The 21020-nt window shown below is 34.3% G+C and carries 20 protein-coding genes; 19 read left to right on the top strand and 1 reads right to left on the bottom strand.

Annotated features, from left to right (window positions below):
- Both ABZC13_RS11115 and ABZC13_RS11110 read left to right on the top strand, forming a co-directional pair.
- Positions 1–420 carry a thioredoxin family protein gene (locus ABZC13_RS11115; RefSeq protein ID WP_373003611.1) on the top strand — a complete coding sequence of 140 codons (420 nt, stop codon included), beginning with the start codon at positions 1–3 and terminating at the stop codon, positions 418–420.
- Positions 417–791: a RidA family protein gene (locus ABZC13_RS11110; RefSeq protein ID WP_373003608.1), complete on the top strand. Its 375-nt coding sequence runs from the start codon at positions 417–419 to the stop codon at positions 789–791. Before ABZC13_RS11115 ends, ABZC13_RS11110 begins: the two co-directional genes overlap by 4 nt.
- Before the next feature lie 195 nt (positions 792–986).
- Here the strand turns inward: ABZC13_RS11110 and ABZC13_RS11105 are convergent, their stop codons facing one another.
- The gene (locus ABZC13_RS11105) at positions 987–1148 is read right to left on the bottom strand and encodes a hypothetical protein (protein WP_373003605.1); all 162 of its coding nucleotides are present in this window, start codon (positions 1146–1148) and stop codon (positions 987–989) included.
- A gap of 140 nt (positions 1149–1288) precedes the next feature.
- Between ABZC13_RS11105 and ABZC13_RS11100 the strand changes: the two genes are divergently transcribed.
- The 17 genes from ABZC13_RS11100 to ABZC13_RS11020 all read left to right on the top strand — a co-directional run bounded on the left by ABZC13_RS11100 (position 1289) and on the right by ABZC13_RS11020 (position 21017).
- On the top strand, positions 1289–1885 hold the full coding sequence (locus tag ABZC13_RS11100) for a TetR/AcrR family transcriptional regulator (RefSeq protein WP_373003602.1): 597 nt from the start codon (positions 1289–1291) through the stop codon (positions 1883–1885).
- Positions 1882–3108, top strand: coding sequence for a TolC family protein (locus tag ABZC13_RS11095; RefSeq protein WP_373003599.1), 1227 nt, complete (start codon positions 1882–1884; stop codon positions 3106–3108). The genes ABZC13_RS11100 and ABZC13_RS11095 overlap by 4 nt, the downstream gene beginning before the upstream one ends.
- Positions 3105–3857, top strand: coding sequence for an efflux RND transporter periplasmic adaptor subunit (locus ABZC13_RS11090; protein ID WP_373003595.1), 753 nt, complete (start codon positions 3105–3107; stop codon positions 3855–3857). The genes ABZC13_RS11095 and ABZC13_RS11090 overlap by 4 nt, the downstream gene beginning before the upstream one ends.
- 6 nt (positions 3858–3863) lie before the next feature.
- Complete coding sequence (locus ABZC13_RS11085) at positions 3864–6917, top strand: efflux RND transporter permease subunit (protein WP_373003592.1); 3054 nt, start codon at positions 3864–3866, stop codon at positions 6915–6917.
- Between the two features lie 21 nt (positions 6918–6938).
- The gene (locus ABZC13_RS11080; protein WP_373003588.1) at positions 6939–7928 is read left to right on the top strand and encodes a lipid A deacylase LpxR family protein; all 990 of its coding nucleotides are present in this window, start codon (positions 6939–6941) and stop codon (positions 7926–7928) included.
- A 366-nt stretch (positions 7929–8294) separates the two neighbouring features.
- Positions 8295–8783 carry a Spy/CpxP family protein refolding chaperone gene (locus tag ABZC13_RS11075; protein ID WP_373003585.1) on the top strand — a complete coding sequence of 163 codons (489 nt, stop codon included), beginning with the start codon at positions 8295–8297 and terminating at the stop codon, positions 8781–8783.
- On the top strand, positions 8755–9432 hold the full coding sequence (locus ABZC13_RS11070) for a response regulator transcription factor (RefSeq protein WP_373003582.1): 678 nt from the start codon (positions 8755–8757) through the stop codon (positions 9430–9432). Before ABZC13_RS11075 ends, ABZC13_RS11070 begins: the two co-directional genes overlap by 29 nt.
- Positions 9429–10658, top strand: a complete 1230-nt coding sequence (locus tag ABZC13_RS11065; protein WP_373003579.1) for an ArsS family sensor histidine kinase — start codon at positions 9429–9431, stop codon at positions 10656–10658. Before ABZC13_RS11070 ends, ABZC13_RS11065 begins: the two co-directional genes overlap by 4 nt.
- 269 nt (positions 10659–10927) lie before the next feature.
- Positions 10928–12154 carry a hydrogenase small subunit gene (locus ABZC13_RS11060; RefSeq protein ID WP_373003576.1) on the top strand — a complete coding sequence of 409 codons (1227 nt, stop codon included), beginning with the start codon at positions 10928–10930 and terminating at the stop codon, positions 12152–12154.
- The gene (locus tag ABZC13_RS11055) at positions 12155–13906 is read left to right on the top strand and encodes a nickel-dependent hydrogenase large subunit (protein WP_373003573.1); all 1752 of its coding nucleotides are present in this window, start codon (positions 12155–12157) and stop codon (positions 13904–13906) included.
- 11 nt (positions 13907–13917) lie between these two features.
- Complete coding sequence (locus ABZC13_RS11050) at positions 13918–14610, top strand: cytochrome b/b6 domain-containing protein (protein ID WP_373003571.1); 693 nt, start codon at positions 13918–13920, stop codon at positions 14608–14610.
- Between the two features lie 80 nt (positions 14611–14690).
- The gene (locus ABZC13_RS11045; RefSeq protein ID WP_373003568.1) at positions 14691–15251 is read left to right on the top strand and encodes a HyaD/HybD family hydrogenase maturation endopeptidase; all 561 of its coding nucleotides are present in this window, start codon (positions 14691–14693) and stop codon (positions 15249–15251) included.
- Positions 15229–16644 (top strand): hydrogenase, encoded by a 1416-nt coding sequence (locus ABZC13_RS11040; protein ID WP_373003565.1) that lies wholly within the window; start codon positions 15229–15231, stop codon positions 16642–16644. The genes ABZC13_RS11045 and ABZC13_RS11040 overlap by 23 nt, the downstream gene beginning before the upstream one ends.
- Before the next feature lie 39 nt (positions 16645–16683).
- Complete coding sequence (locus ABZC13_RS11035) at positions 16684–17271, top strand: TetR/AcrR family transcriptional regulator (RefSeq protein WP_373003562.1); 588 nt, start codon at positions 16684–16686, stop codon at positions 17269–17271.
- 6 nt (positions 17272–17277) lie between these two features.
- A complete protein-coding gene (locus ABZC13_RS11030; protein ID WP_373003559.1) occupies positions 17278–18159 on the top strand; it encodes a hydrogenase in 882 nt (293 codons plus the stop codon).
- Entirely contained in the window at positions 18152–19411 is a 1260-nt protein-coding gene (locus ABZC13_RS11025) for a nickel-dependent hydrogenase large subunit (protein WP_373003556.1), read from the top strand. The genes ABZC13_RS11030 and ABZC13_RS11025 overlap by 8 nt, the downstream gene beginning before the upstream one ends.
- A 73-nt stretch (positions 19412–19484) precedes the next feature.
- Positions 19485–21017 (top strand): DUF3369 domain-containing protein, encoded by a 1533-nt coding sequence (locus ABZC13_RS11020; RefSeq protein WP_373003553.1) that lies wholly within the window; start codon positions 19485–19487, stop codon positions 21015–21017.
- Positions 21018–21020: the final 3 nt, after the last annotated feature.

Genomic DNA, 21020 nt, shown 5'->3' with positions numbered 1-21020 from the left:
ATGAAGTATATAATCTTAACAATACTTCTAATCTCTTCACTCTTAGGTGATGAACATGAGTGGTCGAGTGACTATAAAGAAGCACTTAAGATTGCAAAAAAAGAGAAAAAAGATGTCTATGTGCTTATAACATCTCAGAGTTGTCGCTGGTGCAGAAAGTTTGAGGGCTCTACACTACAAAATGAGAGAGTCTTAGAGATGCTAGAGCAAAAGTATGTTCTAGTCCACGCAGACAGAGATATGGATTATTTACCTAAAAAGTTTAAAATAAAAAGAGTTCCAAGACACTATTTCGTGACGGCAGAAGGTAAGGTCATATATTCATTTCTGGGTTACTGGGATGAGTTGGATTTTAGGTCATTTTTGGGTGATGTAGACAGAGAACGTAAAAAGAAAATAAAAAGAGGAATAATAAAATGAAATTTGTACAAACAAAAAAAGCGCCATCGGCAATAGGACCATACTCTCAAGCAGTAGTAGCAAACGGAATGGTTTACACATCAGGTCAAATAGCACTAACACCAGAGGGTGTAATGCTCGAAGATGACGTAGTTATACAGACAAAGCAAGTATTGGCAAATCTAAAAGCTGTTTTAGAAGAGGCTGGAAGCTCAATGAATATGGTAGTTAAGACTACTATTTTCATAGCATCTATGGATGACTTTGGAATTATCAATGAAATTTATGAACAAGCTTTTGGCTCGCATAAACCTGCTCGTGCCACAGTAGCTGTAAAAACTCTTCCTAAAAATGCTTTAGTTGAGATAGACGCGGTGGCACTGGTACGTTGAGTTTCTAATCAACAATGCCAAAGAGTACAGTTCCAGAATGTAACGACAATTACTGTGGACAGAACTAATTTATAACTTTTAGTAGAAGCGCGTAAAGAGTTTTACTCTCTTGCTCAGAAATTTTAGATGTAAAACTATTACTAACTTCGAGTGCAAATGGTAGTATTTCATTTAAAAGTTCTCTTCCTTCTGTAGTTAGGAAGATAACTTTCTTTCTCTTATCTTTTTCATCAGCTGTTTTTTTATAAAACTTTTTTCTTCCAAACGGCTGATTAGTCTTGCTGTAGAAGGCTCATTAGTGTTTATAAAGTCAGCTCTCTCTTTTTGCGTAGGTACACCACTTTTAAATACTTGCATATGATAAGTAAAGTGTGGTTCGCCCTAAATTTAGAAGTTGTTTTTAAATGACTATTGGTCATTTATTATTATTTAAGGGTGCATGAACTATAATTTGTTTAAATGACCGACGGTCAGTCATTCTATTTTAAAGGAAAATTATGGCAATTATTGTAGATAAAATTCAAAAAAGAAAAGACATAGCATTATCATGTAAAGAGCTGTTTTTTCAAAATGGTATCAATGATCTAACTGTATCTCAAGTCGCAAAAACGGCAGGAGTGGGTAAGGGTACTATATATGGATATTTTAAAAATAAAGAAGAGATAGTATTTGAAATTGTAAATATATTAATGCAAGAAAATATAGAAAATAAACATATTAGATTAGAAGCATTAACTACAACAAGAGAAAAAATCAAAGAGTTTGCAAGTATATTTTATAGAGATGAAGATGTAGAACTAAGACAATTGTATAAAGAGTTTATCTCTATCTCTTTGACAAATCCAGATAGAGAGATGATGGAATTTCAAACTAATTGTACCAATCGTTATTTTCAATGGTTTGAAGAGATCATTGAAAAAGGTATAGAAAACGGTGAGCTTATAGAAGGTTCCCAAAAGTTTGCGAGAGGTCTGTTCGCAACGGCTGAGGGCTTATTTATTTCAAGTGAAGTAACGCATACTATTTATGATGTAAAAAAAGAGATCCATCAGTTTGCTGATGCACTATTTGATCTTATAGAGGTGAAAAAATGAATAAACTAATCCTTTTAATTATCCCTGCTTTTATGTATGCAGAGAGTCTTAAGTCATTGCTTGATTACGCTACACAAAATAGTGATCTTGTAGTTTCAAAAACTTTAACACAAAAAGCAAAGAGTTCTGAGGTTGAGTCACGTCGAAGTGCTTACTTCCCAACTATAGATGTTGGTGCTTTTTACCAGTCTCTTGATGAGAAAACTCCTATGCAAGCCGGTGATGTATATAGCGGATTTGCAAAAGCTTCTTTTGATATTTATGACGGTGGTAAAAAATCAGCTCTTTTAGACCAGAGTAAAAATGAGTACAAGGCTAGTAACTTTGATTCTGAGTCAACTAAAAAAAGCTTAAGCTTGCAAATAGTTCAAGACTTTTTTAATATCAAAAGTCTTAAAGCTACCCTTGCATCTAGAGAAGAGGCCAGAAAATCATTACAAGAACAATTAACTCGAATGAAGAGATTTTTTGCAGCTAAAGTTGCAACAAACGATGATGTAGATAGACTCCAAGCTGCGTATGACACAAATATATATGAGATGGAGTCTATGAAATTTCAAATATTATCTGCAAAAAAATCACTAGAGTTAAAAGTCGGAAAGAACATTGAAACTCTTGATGACTCAAAGTTCAAAGAGTTTTCAAAACAGACAAAAGAACTGATAGACAGCGTTAAGTCTCTTATGGCTAAAAAAGATGCACTCGTAGATGGTGCTGAGTCGGTGGACAGTATTTACTATCCACAACTGAAAATAGAAGATACATTTAGTGTTTACGGTTACGAGCGCTCAGATGCTCTGCATCCAGAAGGTGTGGATAATCAAAACAAACTACTACTATCTCTAAATATGAGACTATTTGATTATGGGACTGTAGCTAAGAGTAAACAAGCGTTAATGATTAATTCACAAGCTTTAAATACTCAAGTATCGTATTTTAAAAAAGAGCAGGCTATGCGCTATGAATTGGCACTCTCTGCTATAGATACAAGTCACATAAAAATTAAAAGTGCAAAGAGTGCTTTAGTAGCTGCAACAAGTGCTTTTAAGACAATAAGTAAAAAGTATGATGCAGGAATAGTTGACAACGTAGTCTATTTAGATGCGCTTAGCTCTCAAACAGAGGCTAAAGCACTTTATGAGACATCAGTTAATGACTTGGAAATCGCATACGCAGCGTATTACTACTACGCAGGAAAAAATATAGAGGAGTTTTTACAATGAAGAAAATAATTTTAGTAACTTTAGCTTTAATAGCTAGTTTGAGTGCGCAAGAGATATACGCAACATTTAATATAGAAGCAGACAAAAGTGCTAATTTGGCATTTTATTCTAGCGGTATAATAGATAAAGTATATGTTGATGTAGCAAGCAGTGTAAAAAAAGGTGAAAAATTAGTAGAACTTCAAAATGATGATTTAAAAGCTGCCCTTCAAATTGCTAAGGCTTCCCTTGCTGAAGCACAAGTTACTTTGAAGTTTGCAAAAAAAGATTATGATAGACAGCTTCTTATCAAAGATCTCATAGATGAAGCAAAGTTTGACCAGTATGAACTAGTTTATGAGAGAGCAAAAGTAGCAGTAGCATCTGCAAAAGCAAACTTGGCTTACCAGCAGTCACTTTTAGACAGAAGTATTGTTCTCGCTCCATTTGACGGTGTGATTTTTGAGAAGAGTGTTGAGGTCGGTGATGTTGTTAGTGGGATGATGCTAAGAACTATCTTTAAAATACAGAGTCTCTCAAAAAGAAAACTGGTTTTTGAATTTGATCAAAAATACTGGAAAACAGTAAAAGTTGGCAATGTTGTTAAGTACACTGTTAACGGTGATGACAAAACATATAGTGGTAAAATCTCTAAACTTTATCCACATGCAAATAGTGACAACAGAAAGATAAAAGCAGAAGTTATTGCAAACGGTTTTGTGGTTGGTCTTTTTGGTGAAGGGTATATTGTAGTACCTGATGTTAAGTAGTCTTAGATGTATAAGTTTTCTATAAATAAGCCTATAACAACACTGATGTATGTTGTTGCATTGGTAATATTTGGATGGATGAGTTATAAGTCTATGCCATCGGCACTCTTTCCAAATATTGACTTTCCAATGGTTACGATAAAGACAGTTTATCCTGGAGCAGAAGCTGGAACAATAGAGTCTCAGGTTACAGACAAGATAGAAGAAGCAGTCTCTAGAATTGGCGGTATTGATAACATTATATCTACCAGTAGTGAGGGTGTAAGTGTTGTAACTGTAAAGTTCTTTTTAGAGCGCGATATAGATGAAGCAACAAATGATGTAAGAGACAAAGTCTCCGCAGTTGTCATGCCTCGTGATGCCAAGACACCACTTGTAAGTAAGCTCGATATCGGTGGAGCTTCTATTGTTAACATATTTTTAACTGCAAAAAATGAGACTATCCAAAATCTTATGCTTTTTGCAGATGAGAAAGTTAAGCCAAAAATTCAAAAGATAAATGGTGTAGGTGCCGTAAATATCATCGGATATAAAGATAGAGAGATAAAGATATATCCAAACCCGAGACTTCTAAACAAGTTTGGTATTACGGTTCGTGAGTTGAATGACATAGTTGCAAAAGAGAATGTGAAAATCGGAGGTGGTAAACTTATAACTAATACACAAGAGTTTATACTCAAAACTAAAGCAGATGCACTAAGTGTCCAAGAGCTTGAAAACATAAAAATAAAAGACGACATTAAACTAAAAGATATAGCGACAGTTACAGATGCCTTAAGCGATGCAAAAAGTTACGCTTCATATAATGGTGAAGAAGGCGTTATGCTTGAAGTTCAAAAGATCTCAGGGACAAATACTATTGATATAGTTGATAGTGTAAAAAAGGTGGTACCTGATCTTCAAGGTTATGCGAAAGATAACTATGATGTTATTATTTTAAATGATACTACACCTTTTATAATTAACTCACTTGAAGATGTTGAGTTTGACCTTATTTATGGTGCTATTTTAGCAGCTATTATTGTATTTGTATTTTTGAGAAATATGACGATTACTCTGGTCTCTGCTCTTTCTATTCCCTCATCTATCATGGGTACATTTGCTCTTATGGATTATATGGGATTTGATTTAAACAGGATGACTCTTATCGGTCTTACTTTGGCTATTGGTATTATCATCGATGATGCTATTGTTGTCATCGAGAACATCTACAAAAAAATGGAAGAGGGTATGGGTAAGTTTGAAGCATCTGTAGAAGGTACTAAAGAGATGGCGTTTACTATCCTTGCGATTTCTGCGATGCTTTTAGCTGTTTTTATTCCTGTTTCATTTATGAGTGGAATTGTTGGAAAGTTCTTTGAATCATTTGCTATGACAGTCGGATTTGCGATTATTATCTCGTATACGATTGCTCTTAGTTTTATCCCGAGTATTAGTGCTAGGGTTTTACACAAGGGTGAAAGTAAATTTTATGATAAAACAGAGTTTGTTTTTAAAGCGCTAGAGAAGGGCTACGAGAAAATACTAAAACTTGTACTTAGATTTAAAGTACTAACTTTGATTGTAGTTCTTGCGGTATTTTTCGCATCTCTTAGTCTCTTCCCTAAGATTGGTATGGACTTTATACCTAAAGAGGATAAGTCAGAACTAGAGATAAAGATAAAAGCAGATTCTGGCATCTCACTAGAGGAGATGATAAGAAAGTCTAAAGAAGTCGAGGATCTTATACGAGCAGATGAGAATGTTGTCTACACTACTTTGACTATTGGTTACAACACAGCGCAAGAGAAACACAAAGCTCTTATGTATGTAAAACTCATAGAAAAACATGAGAGAGAGTTAAACCAAGAAGAAGTAACTCAAAATCTTAGAGCAAAGATGAAACCATTTTCTAAAGATATGTTTATAACGGCAGCAGCGATTCCAAACATCAAAGGTGCAGGTGTATCTGTACCTTACCAGATAGTTTTAAAATCAGACTCATTTGAAGACTTGCAAGTTGCAAAAGATAATCTCATAGACCACCTTGGCAAGAAAGAGGGTTTTGTTGATATAGATACGAACTTAGATGAAGCAAGACCGCAGATAGATATCAATATACTAAGACAAAATGCAAATAGACTTGGCATCTCTGCATCTCAGATTGCAGAGGCAGTATCAACTGCATTTTCAAGCGACTTGGAGATTTCATACTTTGAAGAGAATGGTAAACAGTACAACATCACTCTAAGGTTTGATGATGATAACAGAGTAAGTATAGATGATATCAAAAAGATTCAGCTTCGTGCTGAGAATGGTCAATTTATATATCTTGATGGGTTAGTTACATTTACTAAAAGTAAATCTCTTACTTCCATAAACCACTTCGATAGACAGAGACAGGTAACAATTTTTTCAGATCTGTTTGGTCTTGATCTTGGTGGAGCTGTTGCATATACAAGAGAGTCTATTGATTCCCTTATGCCAGAAGGTGTTACTTATAGATTTACTGGTTTTGCTGAAGAAATGGAGAAGACTGCTGCTGCTTTTGGTGTAGCGATTGGTCTTTCCGTAATACTTATGTTTATCATCTTAGCGGTTCTTTATGAGTCACTTATTCAGCCAATAATTATTATGATGGCACTGCCTCTGAGTATCATCGGTGTGATGTTAGCCCTTTATGCGTCTGGACTACAGTTCAGTCTGTTTGTCATGATCGGTTTCATGCTTCTTATGGGTATGGTCGGTAAAAATGCCGTACTTCTAGTCGACTTTGCAAATAATGCGGTAGAGAGCGGTAAAGATGCAGACTCTGCACTTATAGAAGCCGGAGAGAAAAGACTTAGACCGATTTTAATGACGACTATCGCTATGGTTTTTGCAATGTTGCCACTAGCAATCGGTGATGGACTAGGTAGTGAGACAAAAGCACCGATGGCGATATCTATCATAGGGGGTCTTCTTAGTTCTATGATATTGACTCTTCTAATAGTTCCTGTAATGTATAGACTTATCAACCCTTTTGATAGATGGTTGAGAAAGTTTTATGAAGTAAAACATATAAAAATGCTAAATAAATAGAAAAAGGGTTAGAATAACCGTATGAAACATTATAAAAAATTATTATCGATTCTAATCGCATCTACTCTTAGTGCGGATCAGTTCTCTTTTCAGCTTTATAATGACTTCTTTGCAGGGACTGACCAGCACTTTACAAATGGTGTAGCTTTTAGCTGGCTGGATGATAGCTCAGAGCATAAGAAAGATAGTTCTGTTAATGCATATAGTGAGCTAATGATAGGCTCATTTAAAGCTCTAAGCGGGCTTAATAGTTCTAAGCGGTACAGTGCAGGAGCAAGTCTTTCTCAGATAATCATAACTCCTATAGATACGACAATATCTACTCCTCAATATGATGATATTCCATATGCCGGTTACTTGGCACTTGGTCTCTATCTTTTTGAGTGGGATGATGATAGTTTTGTTGAGTATAGAGTTGATCTCGGTGTTGTTGGTCCAAATTCCGGTGCAAAACAGATGCAAAATACATTTCATTCTCTTATAGGTAATCCACATGCCAAAGGTTGGAATACTCAGATAGGCACAAAATATACGGTTAACGCTCTATATAGACATGGTTATACTAGTTGGAAATCTAAAAGTTCTAACTCTTTGAGTATGGATTGGTTCAATCATGCAGGTCTGCAGTTTGGTACTTTTGAGATAGATGCTTTTGTTGGAACTATGTTTCGCATCGGAGATAACTATGTACAAAACTTTAATGTTCACTATCCATACTTAAGAGAAGAAGCTGGACTCTTGGAGACAGATAAAGTTTGCAATGGTTTTGGTTGGTCACTAAGCAGTGGTATAAACGGGGCTTTGCAAGGATACTCTTATATAATTGATCAAGCCCAAAAAGATGGATATGATATTAGTGAAAGAACTCTGCATGCTTCTCTATATCTTGGTGCAGAGATTTACTACAATGTTCATAAACTATCATACTTTTACCAATCTCAATCACCATATACACATCAACAAGACGGAGCTGATACCTATGGCTCCCTTATGTACTCTTATCAATTCTAATATAACCTCGCATCTCGTTAATACTTCGTTAAACTCAAATTAAAATATTGTTAATCCCATAATCTTATACTTTTAATTACAAGTAATGGAACATAAATAACTTCATACTCAATGAGAAGAGAAGCTATAAGATGTGAGGCAAAATCTTGAAGTCGCACTTATTGTGCTTCAAAAGATTTTAACGAAGCAGATTGTAGCTTCTCTTCTCACCCAAAGGGCAACATTTAAAAAATTCATCTTCTGCGTTGAACTTCACTTAACGATGCCAGCATCGCCAAGCAAAGTTCGCCTTGAATATAAACCTTTTAAATGTTGTTGAATACGAAGTTATCTATGCTCCATTACTTAAAACAAAAGGAGTTCATCATGAACACGAAAATTATTTTAAGTTTAACAGCAGCGGCATTATTGGCATCATCTCTATTAGCATTTAACGGACAAGGTCAGATGCAACAAGGAAACAAGCCTGCATATATGCAAAGTAAGATGATGAAAAGTCAACAGCAAGGTAGAGGTGGACAAATGTTCATGAAAACAGTTATGAAGCTTGACCTTACTGATAAGCAAAGAACAGAGATAATAGCTATAGTTAAAAAGAGTGTAGCTGGTGTTCCTAACCCTCATGATGCATTTACAGACACATCTTTTGATAAAAAAGAGTTCATTAAATTGGCAAATGAGAGAAGAGATGCTAGAATTGAGGCAAAAGCAGATATGATTGAAAAAATATACAGAGTTCTTGATTCTTCACAAAAGAAAGATCTCAAAACTATGCTTGATATGAGAGATATCATGAAAAAAAATATGAGTAAAGGTATGAATTGTAATGTTAAAAATTGCAATGGTAGAAGATGATACTGAATTAGCAGAAGTCCTGACTCAGTATCTCTCAAAGTTTAATATCTCCGTTACAAACTATGAAGACCCTTTTATAGCACTTAGTGCTATAGCTTTAGAAGAGTTTGATCTTATTATATTAGATTTGACTCTACCTGGGATGGATGGTTTAGAAGTCTGTAAAGAGTTAGTTACAAAGTATGATATCCCTATCATAATATCTAGTGCCAGAAGTGATATAACAGATAAAGTTATAGCACTGGAACTCGGGGCTGATGACTACCTTCCAAAACCTTATGACCCAAGAGAACTTGAAGTCAGGATAAAAACAATACTAAGACGTTTTAATAAGCAGATGCCAAAAGTTGCAGAAGAAAAGAAAGAGATATTTGTCTTAGATGAAGCAAAACAAGAGATAAAAAAAGACGGTAAGTTTATAAAGTTTACTCCCGCAGAATTCCAGATAATGTCTCTAATGTGCAAAAGAAAAGGTTTTGTAGTTTCAAGATATGACATTCTCGATAGTTGTGATTTTTTAAACAGTGATGAAGATAGTGGAAGCATAGCGGTAATCATAAACAGGATAAGACATAAAATAGAAGAAGATCCTAAAAAACCGGAGTACTTTTTAACTATGAGAGGCGTGGGGTATAAACTGGTAGAATGAATAAAAACTCAATAATATTTACAATAACTATTACTTTTATCATTGCGTTAGTACTTGTACTAGTAAGCTTTAGCATCCTCTATAAGGTAAGTGAAAAAAGAGAAGATTTTTTCATGCTCAAAAGAGGTATGGACGCTACTAACCTCTTTATGAGAGATTTTAAACATCATGGCTTTACACAAGAGTTAGAAGAAAATTTAAAACTAATCAACTACTCAATCATCATAGACCATATTCAGCAAAGAAAAATATTGGATAATCCAAGTATTAAACATGGAGAGTCTCATGTAAGAGGCAGAGGCAAAGCAAAAATCCAGCAATTTAGTATAGATGATAAATACTATGTATATATTCAGACTAGAAGAGGGAATGTTATTTTAAAAAATGACAACCCATCAGATAGTCATAGAGAAATTATTTTAATTATATTTGCAGTTATATTTCTAACCTTTGTATTTTTATATATAACAACACTAAAAAAGTTAAGACCATTAAACACTCTAAAAGATAAAGTTCAAAACTTTGGAGACGAAGAGTTTGACATTTCATGTGCGAGTGATGAAAAAGATGAGATATCACTTCTTGCAAATGAGTTTGACAAATCAGCTAAAAAACTTAAAAAATTAAAAGAGTCTAGAAATGTTTTTATACGAAATATAATGCATGAACTAAAGACTCCAATAACAAAAGGTAAGTTTTTAGCAGAACTCCCTCAAAATGAAGAAAACAATATCAAGATGCAAAAAGTGTTTTATAGACTAGAATCACTTATAAGTGAGTTTGCTTCTATAGAAGAATTGATATCTACTAAAAAGGTATTGGATAAAAAAGAGTATCACTTAGCAGATATTATTGATAATGCTGTTGATATTTTAATGTGTGATGAAGACAGTGTTGTGTCAGAATTTGAAGATATTAAAATAAGTGTTGACTTTAAACTCTTCTCAATAGCTATTAAAAATCTGATCGATAATGGCATAAAGTATTCTTCTGATAAAAAAGTAGTTATAAAAACAGATGCTAAAAGAATTATCTTTGAAAATAGAGGTAAAGAGTTGCAACATTCATTAGAAGAGTATTATGAACCATTTTTTAGTGGTGAAAACGTAAAATCAAATCAAAGTTTTGGATTAGGATTTTACATTATAAACAATATCTTAAATGCTAGTGGGTATAAGCTATCATATGACTACAAAGATAATATGAATAGATTCATTCTGCAGTAGTCTTATCTAGTTTATTTAATACATATATTCAATAAAAAACAGCTTTAGTTTTTTTTAAATAATTATCAATTCTAAGGCTCTCAACTTAATAATATATTTCATTTACTTCCTAATATAATTTTTTTTTATAACATGCTTCTTTTTTTCATCACCAAAAATAAGTATAACTTAAGTTTATATCCATTACAATTAACTGAAATGAATAATTATTCATATTAATAAATGAATACTCATTCATAAGCTTTGATTTCCAAAATAAGGGGTAGATTATGATTGAAAAAAGAGAGGCCTTAGCAAAAATGTTTAGTGCTAAAGGATCGAAAATCAACACTAACCGTGGGGCTGAGTATTACGATTCTTTAATGCAGACAATGACCAAACGGCTAGAAGAGCTAGAAAGTACACCGGCCGCGTCTAAAGTGTCAATTCACGCCATTTTAGATGCAGAAGGTCTTGATAGAAGAGATTTTATGAAGTGGGCGAGTGCAGCGTGTGCAGCGTTAATGCTCCCATCAAACTTTACTCCTCTTATTGCTAGGGCAGCAGAGCTTATGAATAGAGTTCCGATTATTTGGATAGAACTTCAAGATTGTGCCGGTAACTCAGAAGCAATTTTAAGAAGTGATTCTCCAACAATTGATGAGTTGATCTTAGAAACAATTTCATTAGAGTTTAATGAGACACTTATGTCAGCAGCCGGTCATGCAGCTGAAGCACATTTAGAAGAGGCTATGCATACATTTAAAGGTAAATACCTTTGTGTTGTCGAAGGGTCGGTTCCTTTAGCTATGAATGGTTTATATGGAACTATCGGTGCAAAAGGTGAAACTTTTGTAGATCATTTAAACCATGTTGCAAAAAATAGTGCTGCTGTTGTAGCAGTAGGTACTTGTGCAACATTTGGTGGTGTTCCTGCAGCATCTCCAAATCCAACAGGTGCAGTAGGTGTTCAGGATGTTGTTCGTGGTAAGCCTATTATTAACATTCCCGCTTGTCCTGCAAATCCTGCAAATATTACAGGAACTATTCTTCACTATGTTTTATCTGGGCAAATTCCAGAGCTTGATCATCTTAACCGTCCTAAGTTTGCATTTGGATATAGAATACATGATAACTGTGAGAGACGTGCACACTTTGATGCAGGTGAGTTTGTAGAAGAGTGGGGTGACAAAGGTGCTCAAAATAATTTCTGTCTATATAAGATGGGATGTAAAGGTCCTATGACATTCAACAACTGTTCTATTGTCAGATATAACAGTGGTACTAACTGGCCTATTGGTGCAGGGCACGGTTGTATTGGTTGTTCTGAACCACAGTTCTGGGATAAGTATGCCCAAGAAAGACCAATGGCAGATACACACTTTAAAGCTCCAGGTGGAGGAGTAGAAAAAACTGTAGATGAATTTGGTTTAGGGTTGGTTACTGCAGCTGGTATTGGTATCGGTATTCATGCAGTGGCAAGTATTATAGCTGGGAAAAAAGAAGGGGAAGAGTAGATGGCAAGCAAACATATAATAGTAGATCCGATAACAAGGATTGAAGGACATTTAAGAATAGAAGCGGTAATTGATGAAAATAATGTAATTACAGATGCATTTGCAAGTTCTACGATGTTTAGAGGAATTGAGACTATCTTAAAAGGACGTGACCCTAGAGATGCAGGACTTCTTGCAATGAGAATATGTGGTGTTTGTACAGGTACTCACTATCAAAGAAGTATAGAAGCTGTTGAAAATGCATTTAAAGTAAATATCCCTAAAAATGCAAGAATTGTTAGAAATTTGATTCAAGGTGCTCTTTATGTCCATGATCACGTTGTTCACTTTTATCATCTTCATGCTCTTGACTGGGTAGATATTACATCTGCACTAAAAGCTGATCCTAAACTAGCTGCAGCTGAAGCTTTAAAGTGGACGGATACTCCTCATGGTGCAGGTGAAGGAGATCTTAGGGCTATTCAAGAGAGAGTTGCTAAGTTTGTTGCGCAGGGTCGTCTTGGAATTTTCTCAAATGCGTATTGGGGAAATAAGAACTACAAACTATCAGCAGAACAAAATCTTATTGCTGTGGCTCACTACCTTCAAGCACTGGATATGCAAAGAGATATGTCAAAAATGATGGCTATCTTCGGTGGTAAGATGCCTCACCCTCAGTCATTAGTAGTTGGCGGTGTTACATGTGTTCAAGATATTCAAAATCCGGCTAGAATTACTGAGTACAAATCTTTACTCAACAAGGCTAGAAACTTTATTAAGAACGCTTATTTGGTTGATGTATTAATGGCAGGTACTGTCTATGCTGATGAAGCACTTGATGGAACAGGTTCGGGACTTAAGAACTATATGAGTTATGGTGATTTTAGACTTGATGATACAGAGTTTTATAAGGCTTCAACTCTGTTTCCTTCCGGAGTAGTACTAAATGGTGATTTAAGTAAGCTTCACCCACTTGATCAGACAAAAATTACTGAAGATGTTTCACATGCATGGTATGAAGGTGCAAATGACAAAGGTCTTCACCCATTTGACGGGATAACTAATCCTAAATACACTGGTTTAGAGAAAAAAGCAGATGGTTATGCTTATCTAAAAACTAAAGAAAAATATTCTTGGATTAAGTCACCACTATATGATGATACAAGAATGGAAGTTGGTCCACTGGCTCGTATAGCTGTAGGTCTTGCTTCTGGTGATAAAGAGATTACTAAGTATGCAGTTGGTTTCTTAACTAAACTTGGAAAAACTTTAGGACTAAAAACAGCTGCTCCGGCATCTGTTATTTTCTCAACTGTAGGTAGAACAGCTGCTCGTGCAATTGAGACAGAACTTATGGCTGATGTTATGATGGGTTGGGTAGATGAGTTGGCTGCAAATGTTGCATCTGGAGATGTTAGTACTTGGACAGAATTTGATTTTGACAAAGTTTCTAAAGATGCTAAAGGTTATGGTATGGCTGAGGCTCCACGTGGAGGCTTAGGACACTGGGTAGTTATTAAAGACGGTAAGATTGAAAATTACCAAGCAGTTGTACCATCAACATGGAACGCAGCTCCAAGAGACTACAAAGATAGAAAAGGTGCTTATGAGTCAGCCCTAATTGGCACTAAAGTAGCAGATCCTGAACAACCATTGGAGATACTAAGAACTGTACATAGTTTTGACCCTTGTATAGCATGTGCTGTACATATCGTTGATACAAAAGGAAAAGAACTTAGTAGTTTCAAAGTAAACACTAGCTGCGCAGTTTAAAGGAGCCCGTCATGAGTTATAAAAAAATTGAGAGGATGACCGGGTTTATGAGAATCAACCACTGGGTGGTTGCTATCTCTATGATAGTTGCAATTGTAACTGGCTTATATATTGGTCATCCATATTATCAGAGTTTTATCGCAGATCCTGCGGTTGACAAATATGTAATGGCTTGGAATAGACTAGGGCATCTGATAGTTGCTATCATCTTTGATGTTAGTAGTGTTATTGTGGCTTATTTGTACTTTTTTTCAAGATTTGAAAAGCCTTATAAAAAGTTAATTCCAAATGCTAAAAATGTAAAAGAGTTTGTAGATGTATTTATAAATCTTATTACATTAAATCGTGTAAAAGAGTTTGACTCATCTCATACAGATAGTTTTAACTCTATATTTTTCTTTGTATTTCATATGTTGTTAGTCTGGATGCTATTTACCGGACTACAACTGTATGTGCATGGACTTGCATCTGGACTAAGTTCTATTGGTGCTTGGTGGCCGGCTATACTACATTTGACAACTGATTGGGTTGTAGTGGCAACAGGTGGAACTTATATGGATGTCAGGATCTCACATCACTATACTATGTATGCAATTATTGCATGGGTGATGTTTCATGTTTATTATCAAATATGGAGAACAATCTTCTGGAAAGAGGGTGATATCAACATCGTTGTTGGTGGAAGCAAATTCGTAGAAGAATAACCACTATTTTTACGCCAAAGGAATGAAATCCCTTTGGCTACGCTAGCCGTTTAGGCAAAAAATCATGGAGTATATTAATAATGAAAACAGCTATTATTGGTGCAGGTACAGTAATTTACCAAGATGAGGGTGTAGGTGTGTATGCTTCAAGATATATGGAAGAAAATTTTACATTTACTGACGATGTGACATTAGTTGATGGCGGGGTACTAGGCTTTCAGCTAATGACATATTACCAAGACTATGATAAAGTGATAATCCTAGACACAATTACTATGGATGATGAGGTAGGTTCTATCTATAACATGCCATCAGAAGAGTTACTAGGACTTGGAAGTTATAAACAGACTGCTCACGAAGTAGAGATAATAGAGATGCTTGAAATCTGTTCACTTTTAGAGAGAATGGCAGAAGTAAATATTATAGGAATTATTCCAAAAGATATAGAGAGTGTAAATATAGGTTTGACGAACGAGATGAAAGATAAGTTTCATAATTTAATAGATGCAGCAGTAGTTGAACTGGATAAATCAGGTATAAAGTACAAAAAAAATTCTGAGATTATAATGCTAGATGATATTATAGAAAAATATGCAAATCCACAAAGTGAGTTTAAAAATGGCTATCAAACAAGTAATTAAGTATAAAAGTGACAGTAAATATTTTGCAGGATTTTTACAATCTATGATTAAAGAGAGTGGTATCGTCGGTAGTATCTCCCAAGCTGATGACTCTATAGTAATGAGGTTGGATGATTCTAATCAAAAAGCTATAGCTGACTTTAGTCAACTTTCAAATAAATATCTGGCTCACTCCTTGTTTCTAGGTGACATACAGACTATAGAAGTAGATTCAGAGAGTTTAGAATCAGACTTTAAATCACCTACTTATAATATATCAGCATGCCCTAGATGCTTGGAAAGATTAACAGATCCGGCAAGTGAAGATTATTTAAATGATTCTCTAAAATGTACTCACTATTCAAACGAGGCTAATCAAGAGTTCTTGGACTCTAAGTACTACTCTCCACACTATAGCCAAGGAAGTGATCTTCTCATAGTAGACCCAAATAGTGTTAATAGGCTATTTGTAATGACTGCAGAGGAGATAAAAGCACTATTTAGTATAGAAAAACCAACTCTCAAAGTTACTATTAAAGATGAAGTTTTAAGAGATCTAACAGGGAAAAATTTTATAAACATAAAATCTCCATATAGTGTAAAGAGTAATCTAGTTGCACTAAATGCAAGAGAAAGTGAAGTTGAATATCTGTTTTTTGAGAGTAGTGATGATCTAAAAGTTGTTGTTGTTCAAGATAATATAACAGTTATAAGAGATGCAAGAGGTGTAACAAAAGAGCTAAAAGAGTTAGATGCTGACAAAGAAATCAATAGGTTTTTAAACATTGCACAAGAAGCAGACTTTCTTAAAGGTTCAATTGCAGCAAATTTAAGTACAAGAGACGGTATATCTTTTATAGTCTCAAACGAGACAGGACATAAAAAAGTAATCAATTTTCAAAGTTTTATACTAAAAGATGTATTAGAGCAAATGTCAGATGATGAGAACAAGTCAAAACTTCTTGCAAATTTTGAAAAAAAGTTTCCGAGTATTATGCAAGAACTTCACCAAAATGATGAATATAGAATGTTTGAGACAGTTGCTTCCATACTAGAGTTAAAAGAAAAAAACTTCGAATCAGTTAGTGATAAGTCCCTAGAATTTCACGGAAATGGAGGCTTAAAGATAGATACTAACTATGGTGATGACGGTTTTGATTATGTTTCTTTTATAGGTTCTATCATGAGCTTTAAATTGGCAGATACTGATGAACATTATTTAGCATACTCTATTTTTGAAGCTCTTGGAGATATGGCTATATCAACTTTGGGTCAATTAAAGACGAAGTTTAAAATTGATAAGTTTGTAATGATGGGCGATATGTTTGAAAACACGGTACTTTACAGCAGAATACTAAGTAAGTTTCAACTAAATAACCCATACTTCTCAAAAGGTTTTGCATTAGATGATTAGACATAGTATAATTGTGTAAGAAGTTAAGGAGAAGACATATTGTTAAGTAAAAAAGAACAGAAAAAAGAACAGATAATGCAAAGTGCATTAGAACTTTTTTCTGTAAAGGGTTTTTATAACACTACCATTCCAGATATAGCCAATGCGCTAAAGATGAGTGTTGGTAATATGTACAACTACTTTAAATCAAAAGATATTCTTGCCAAAGAGATAATAAAGTACATATCAATATATCTAGGTCATAAATTAAAAGAGATTAATGAACAAGATATATCGACAGAAGAGAAAACTAGAAAAATAATCGAAGTTTATTTCGAGACAGCTATGCAAAAACCTGAGATGATAGATTATTTTTTAAGAATCTATCTATCAACTCGCGAAGTTTTTAAAGAGGGATGTGAAGGAATGATCTGTGTTAACGAGTTTGTTACAGAGATTATGATCTATTTTGAAGAAGGTGTAAAGTGTGGAGACTTGAGAGATCAAGACTTCTTTAGTGCTTTTGGACTTTTTATGGGTTATCTTGGCGGTATGGTTTTCTTAAAAGGTGAAAATATTTTACCTAAAGAGTTAGATGATTATGTTGATGATATTTCATATAATGTATACAAAGCTCTAAGCGTTTAAAAAATTATGAATAATAAGGTAAGAGTGTTATGGCTTAGTTCCATAGCTTGTAATGGCAACACTCACTCCTTTTTAAACTATCCATATATGGAACAATTTCTAAACGATTTTGAATTCATATACCACCCAGTTATTGACTCAAACTATAGCCTTAAAGAGATTGTCTCAGAGACAATAGCTTGTGATATATTACTTATAGAGGGCTCAATCTCAGAAGAGATCAAAAGAGCAGATGTCAGAGTTGTAGATATAATCAAAAAGTATGCAACAATAGTTAAAAAGATAGTTACAGTAGGAACTTGTGCAACCTTTGGCGGAATCTTTAGAGAGAGTGACTATAATGATACTACCGGACTGCACTTTGAAAAAGAAAAAAAAATAGACAGGTTTCAAGATCTCTTAGGTAAAACCATTTCTCTTTCTGGTTGTCCTGTGCATCCGGAAGTTTTGGTAAATACTCTCTACGCAATTAAAAAAAGTGTTGATCTGCAACTAGACAACTTTTTAAGACCAAAAGATTACTTTGCTTATACTATTCATAATGGATGTACAAGAAATGAATACTTTGAGTATAAAGTAGATAACCATAAGTTTGGTGAGTTAGAGGGTTGTATGTTTTACGATCATGGTTGCCAAGCACCGTTTACACATGGAAGCTGTAACAAAATACTCTGGAATGAAGTAAACTCAAAGACTAGAGCAGGTCTTCCATGTATGGGATGTACTGAACCGGGATTTCCAAAAAGCAATCTATTTGGTACAAAAAAGAACATGGGTATTCCTCAGGAACTTCCTCTTGGTGTAGGGAAAAGAACATATCTTACACTCGCTGGTATAACAAAAGCATTTACGATAGATAGATTAGAAAAGAAGTTATTTGATGATTGAGCTAATAGAAAAAATAGAGGGTGAAGCGAAACTGGATTTTAGTTTTGAAGATGGGAAGATTGATTTTGTAGATATCGAGTTTATGACTGCTAGAAATATAGAAAATATTTTAAGAGGTAAGTCACCTCTAGATGCACTTGTCATAAACCCAAGAGTATGTGGAATATGTGGACATGCTCACCTTATAGCTACCGTTCAGGCTCTTGAAGACTGTTATGAAAACATAGAGATATCTAACAAAGCCAAGATAATAAGAGAACTGACTCTTACCTTTGAGCTTATACAGAACCATTTTAAATGGTTCTATCTTACAATGAGACCTCTTTTTGGCGAGAAGCAAGAAGTGCTTAAAGCTACATATCCTACACAATTGATGGCAAAAGCAATAGCTGTTTTTGGCGGACAATATCCGCATACATCTTATGCTATAGTCGGTGGTGTTGTTTGTGATGTGACTGAGATGGATATCATTAAAGTAAAACACTATATAGAAGAAACTATAAAGTTTTTTGAAACAAATGTAGTACAAGCTGACACAAAAGACTTTTTAGTATGTGATAACGTAGATAAAGTTTTAAAAAAAAGTGGTGATCTACCGGATATTCTAAAAGAGATAAAAAAGAAAAAATACCTATCATATGGGAAAACATATGATAGATTTATAGCTTTTGGGGAAAATAGTTATTTTACCAAGGGTAAGTCTCATAAGACTATAGCTACACATAACATATCTATAGACTATGTGAAAGAGTATAGCAATCCAAACTCTTTAGCAAAAAATGTAATGTACAAAGATAAGTATTATGAAGTAGGTCCACTGGCTCGTGCAATGATAAATAAGATACCGCTTGTAAAAGATGCTCACAGAAGATATGGTGACAATATCTTTAGTAGAATTATCGCTAGGGTATGTGAGATTCCACAACTCCTAAACCATTCTAAAGAGTTACTTGAACAACTTGATATTAGCGAACCATCATATATAGAGCCTTCAGTAGATATTACTCATGTTAATGGTTCTGGAGAAAGTGCTGTTGAAGCTGCGAGAGGGTCCCTAATTCATAAAGTTGATCTTGAAAATGGGGTTATAAAAAATTATGAGATTATAACTCCAACTCAGTGGAACCTAGGTAACGGAACAAAAGAAAATCCTGGAGTTTCACAAAAAGCGATGATAGGTTTAGAAGATATTAAAACTGCCGAACTTGTCTTCAAAACTTTTGATGTCTGTTCTGTTTGTACTACTCATTAATTTTTAACTTACCTTAAAAAAAACCCTTGTATAATCAAATATTATAGAGCTTGAGAATTAGAGGCAGGTTAATATGGATTTTCAATTTGCACAAGAAAAAGAAGAGTCACAAAAGAGCCAATTAGATAGTTGGAAAATTCTTATCGCCGATGATGAGGAAGATGTCCACACTATGACAAAACTTGCACTTAAGAAGTTTAGTTTTGAAAATAGAGGTTTGGAGTTTTTTCATGCATACAATGGCAAAGAGACCGTAGAGATACTTAAAAAAAATCCAGAGATAAACCTACTTCTTTTAGACGTAGTTATGGATAGTGATGACGACGGTCTGCTTACAGTAAAAAAAATAAGAGAAGAGCTTAAAAATACAACACTTCGAATAGTCCTTAGAACGGGACAACCGGGAAGTGCACCTGAAAAAGATGTAATCATCAACTATGGTATTGATGATTATAAAGAAAAAACAGAACTTACATCTATCAAACTACTGACTACTGTAATAGCATCTCTTAGAACAAGCCACCATCTACATACTATTGAGCGAAATAGAGTAGGTCTTTCAAAAATTATAGAAGCTTCTAGGTCGGTTTTCAAAGTAAGATCACTCCTAAAGTTTACAAGTGGAGTTTTAACTCAACTTACATCAATTTTAAATATTTCAAAGCCATCTCTATATCAATACAGTACAGGTGACTCTTTTTTTGCAAATTTAAACAATAATAAGTTTAGGATGATTGCTTCTACTGGAAAGTTTAGTGTAAAAAGAAAAGATACTAATATAGTACCTGAAGCATTAGAATATTTAAACAGAGCATATTTGAACAAAGATAGCTATTTTGATGATGACATATATGTTGGTTATTTTGAATCAAATGACAACAATATAATATTTTTATATATGGAAGGATGTCGTGATCTCGATAGTGAAGATAGAAATTTTTTAGAGATATTTATGCATAATATTTCTGTAGCCTTTGATAATATATGTTTAAATAATGAGATTATTGATACTCAAAAAGAGATAATCGAAAGATTAGGTGAAGTTGTAGAAAACAGATCAAAAGAAGCTGCTTTTCATGTTAAGAGGGTTGCACAAATATCTTATATGTTAGCCAAGGCCTCAGGCGTCGAAGAACATGAAGCGTACAAGTTCAAGTTGGCTAGTCCGATGCATGACATTGGCAAGATAGGCATTCCCGACAGTATACTTTTAAAACCCGGTAAGTTAACTTATGACGAATTTGAAATTATGAAAACACATGCACAAATAGGTCATGATATGTTAGCAGGTTCAAAAAAAGAGTTGTTACGTATTGCTAGAACTGTAGCGTATGAGCATCATGAGAGGTGGGATGGCAGTGGATATCCTCAAGGATTAAGCGGTGAAGATATCTCTTTGTATGGAAGGATTACAGCGGTTGTAGATGTATTTGACGCACTTACTCAAAAAAGAGTTTATAAAGAGGCTTGGAGTCTTGAAAGAACTATAGAGCTCATAATTAGTGAAAAAGGAAAACACTTTGATCCAAAACTAGTAGATTTGTTGTTGGATAATATAGATGAAGTGAAGATGATAATGTCAGAACTTTCTGTTTATAAGGAATAAGTT

Origin of the sequence: Sulfurimonas sp. (assembly GCF_041563035.1) — a bacterium.
GTDB lineage: Bacteria > Campylobacterota > Campylobacteria > Campylobacterales > Sulfurimonadaceae > Sulfurimonas.
The sequence above is the reverse complement of the archived record's forward strand: the minus strand, read 5'-3'. Positions and strand labels throughout refer to the sequence as shown.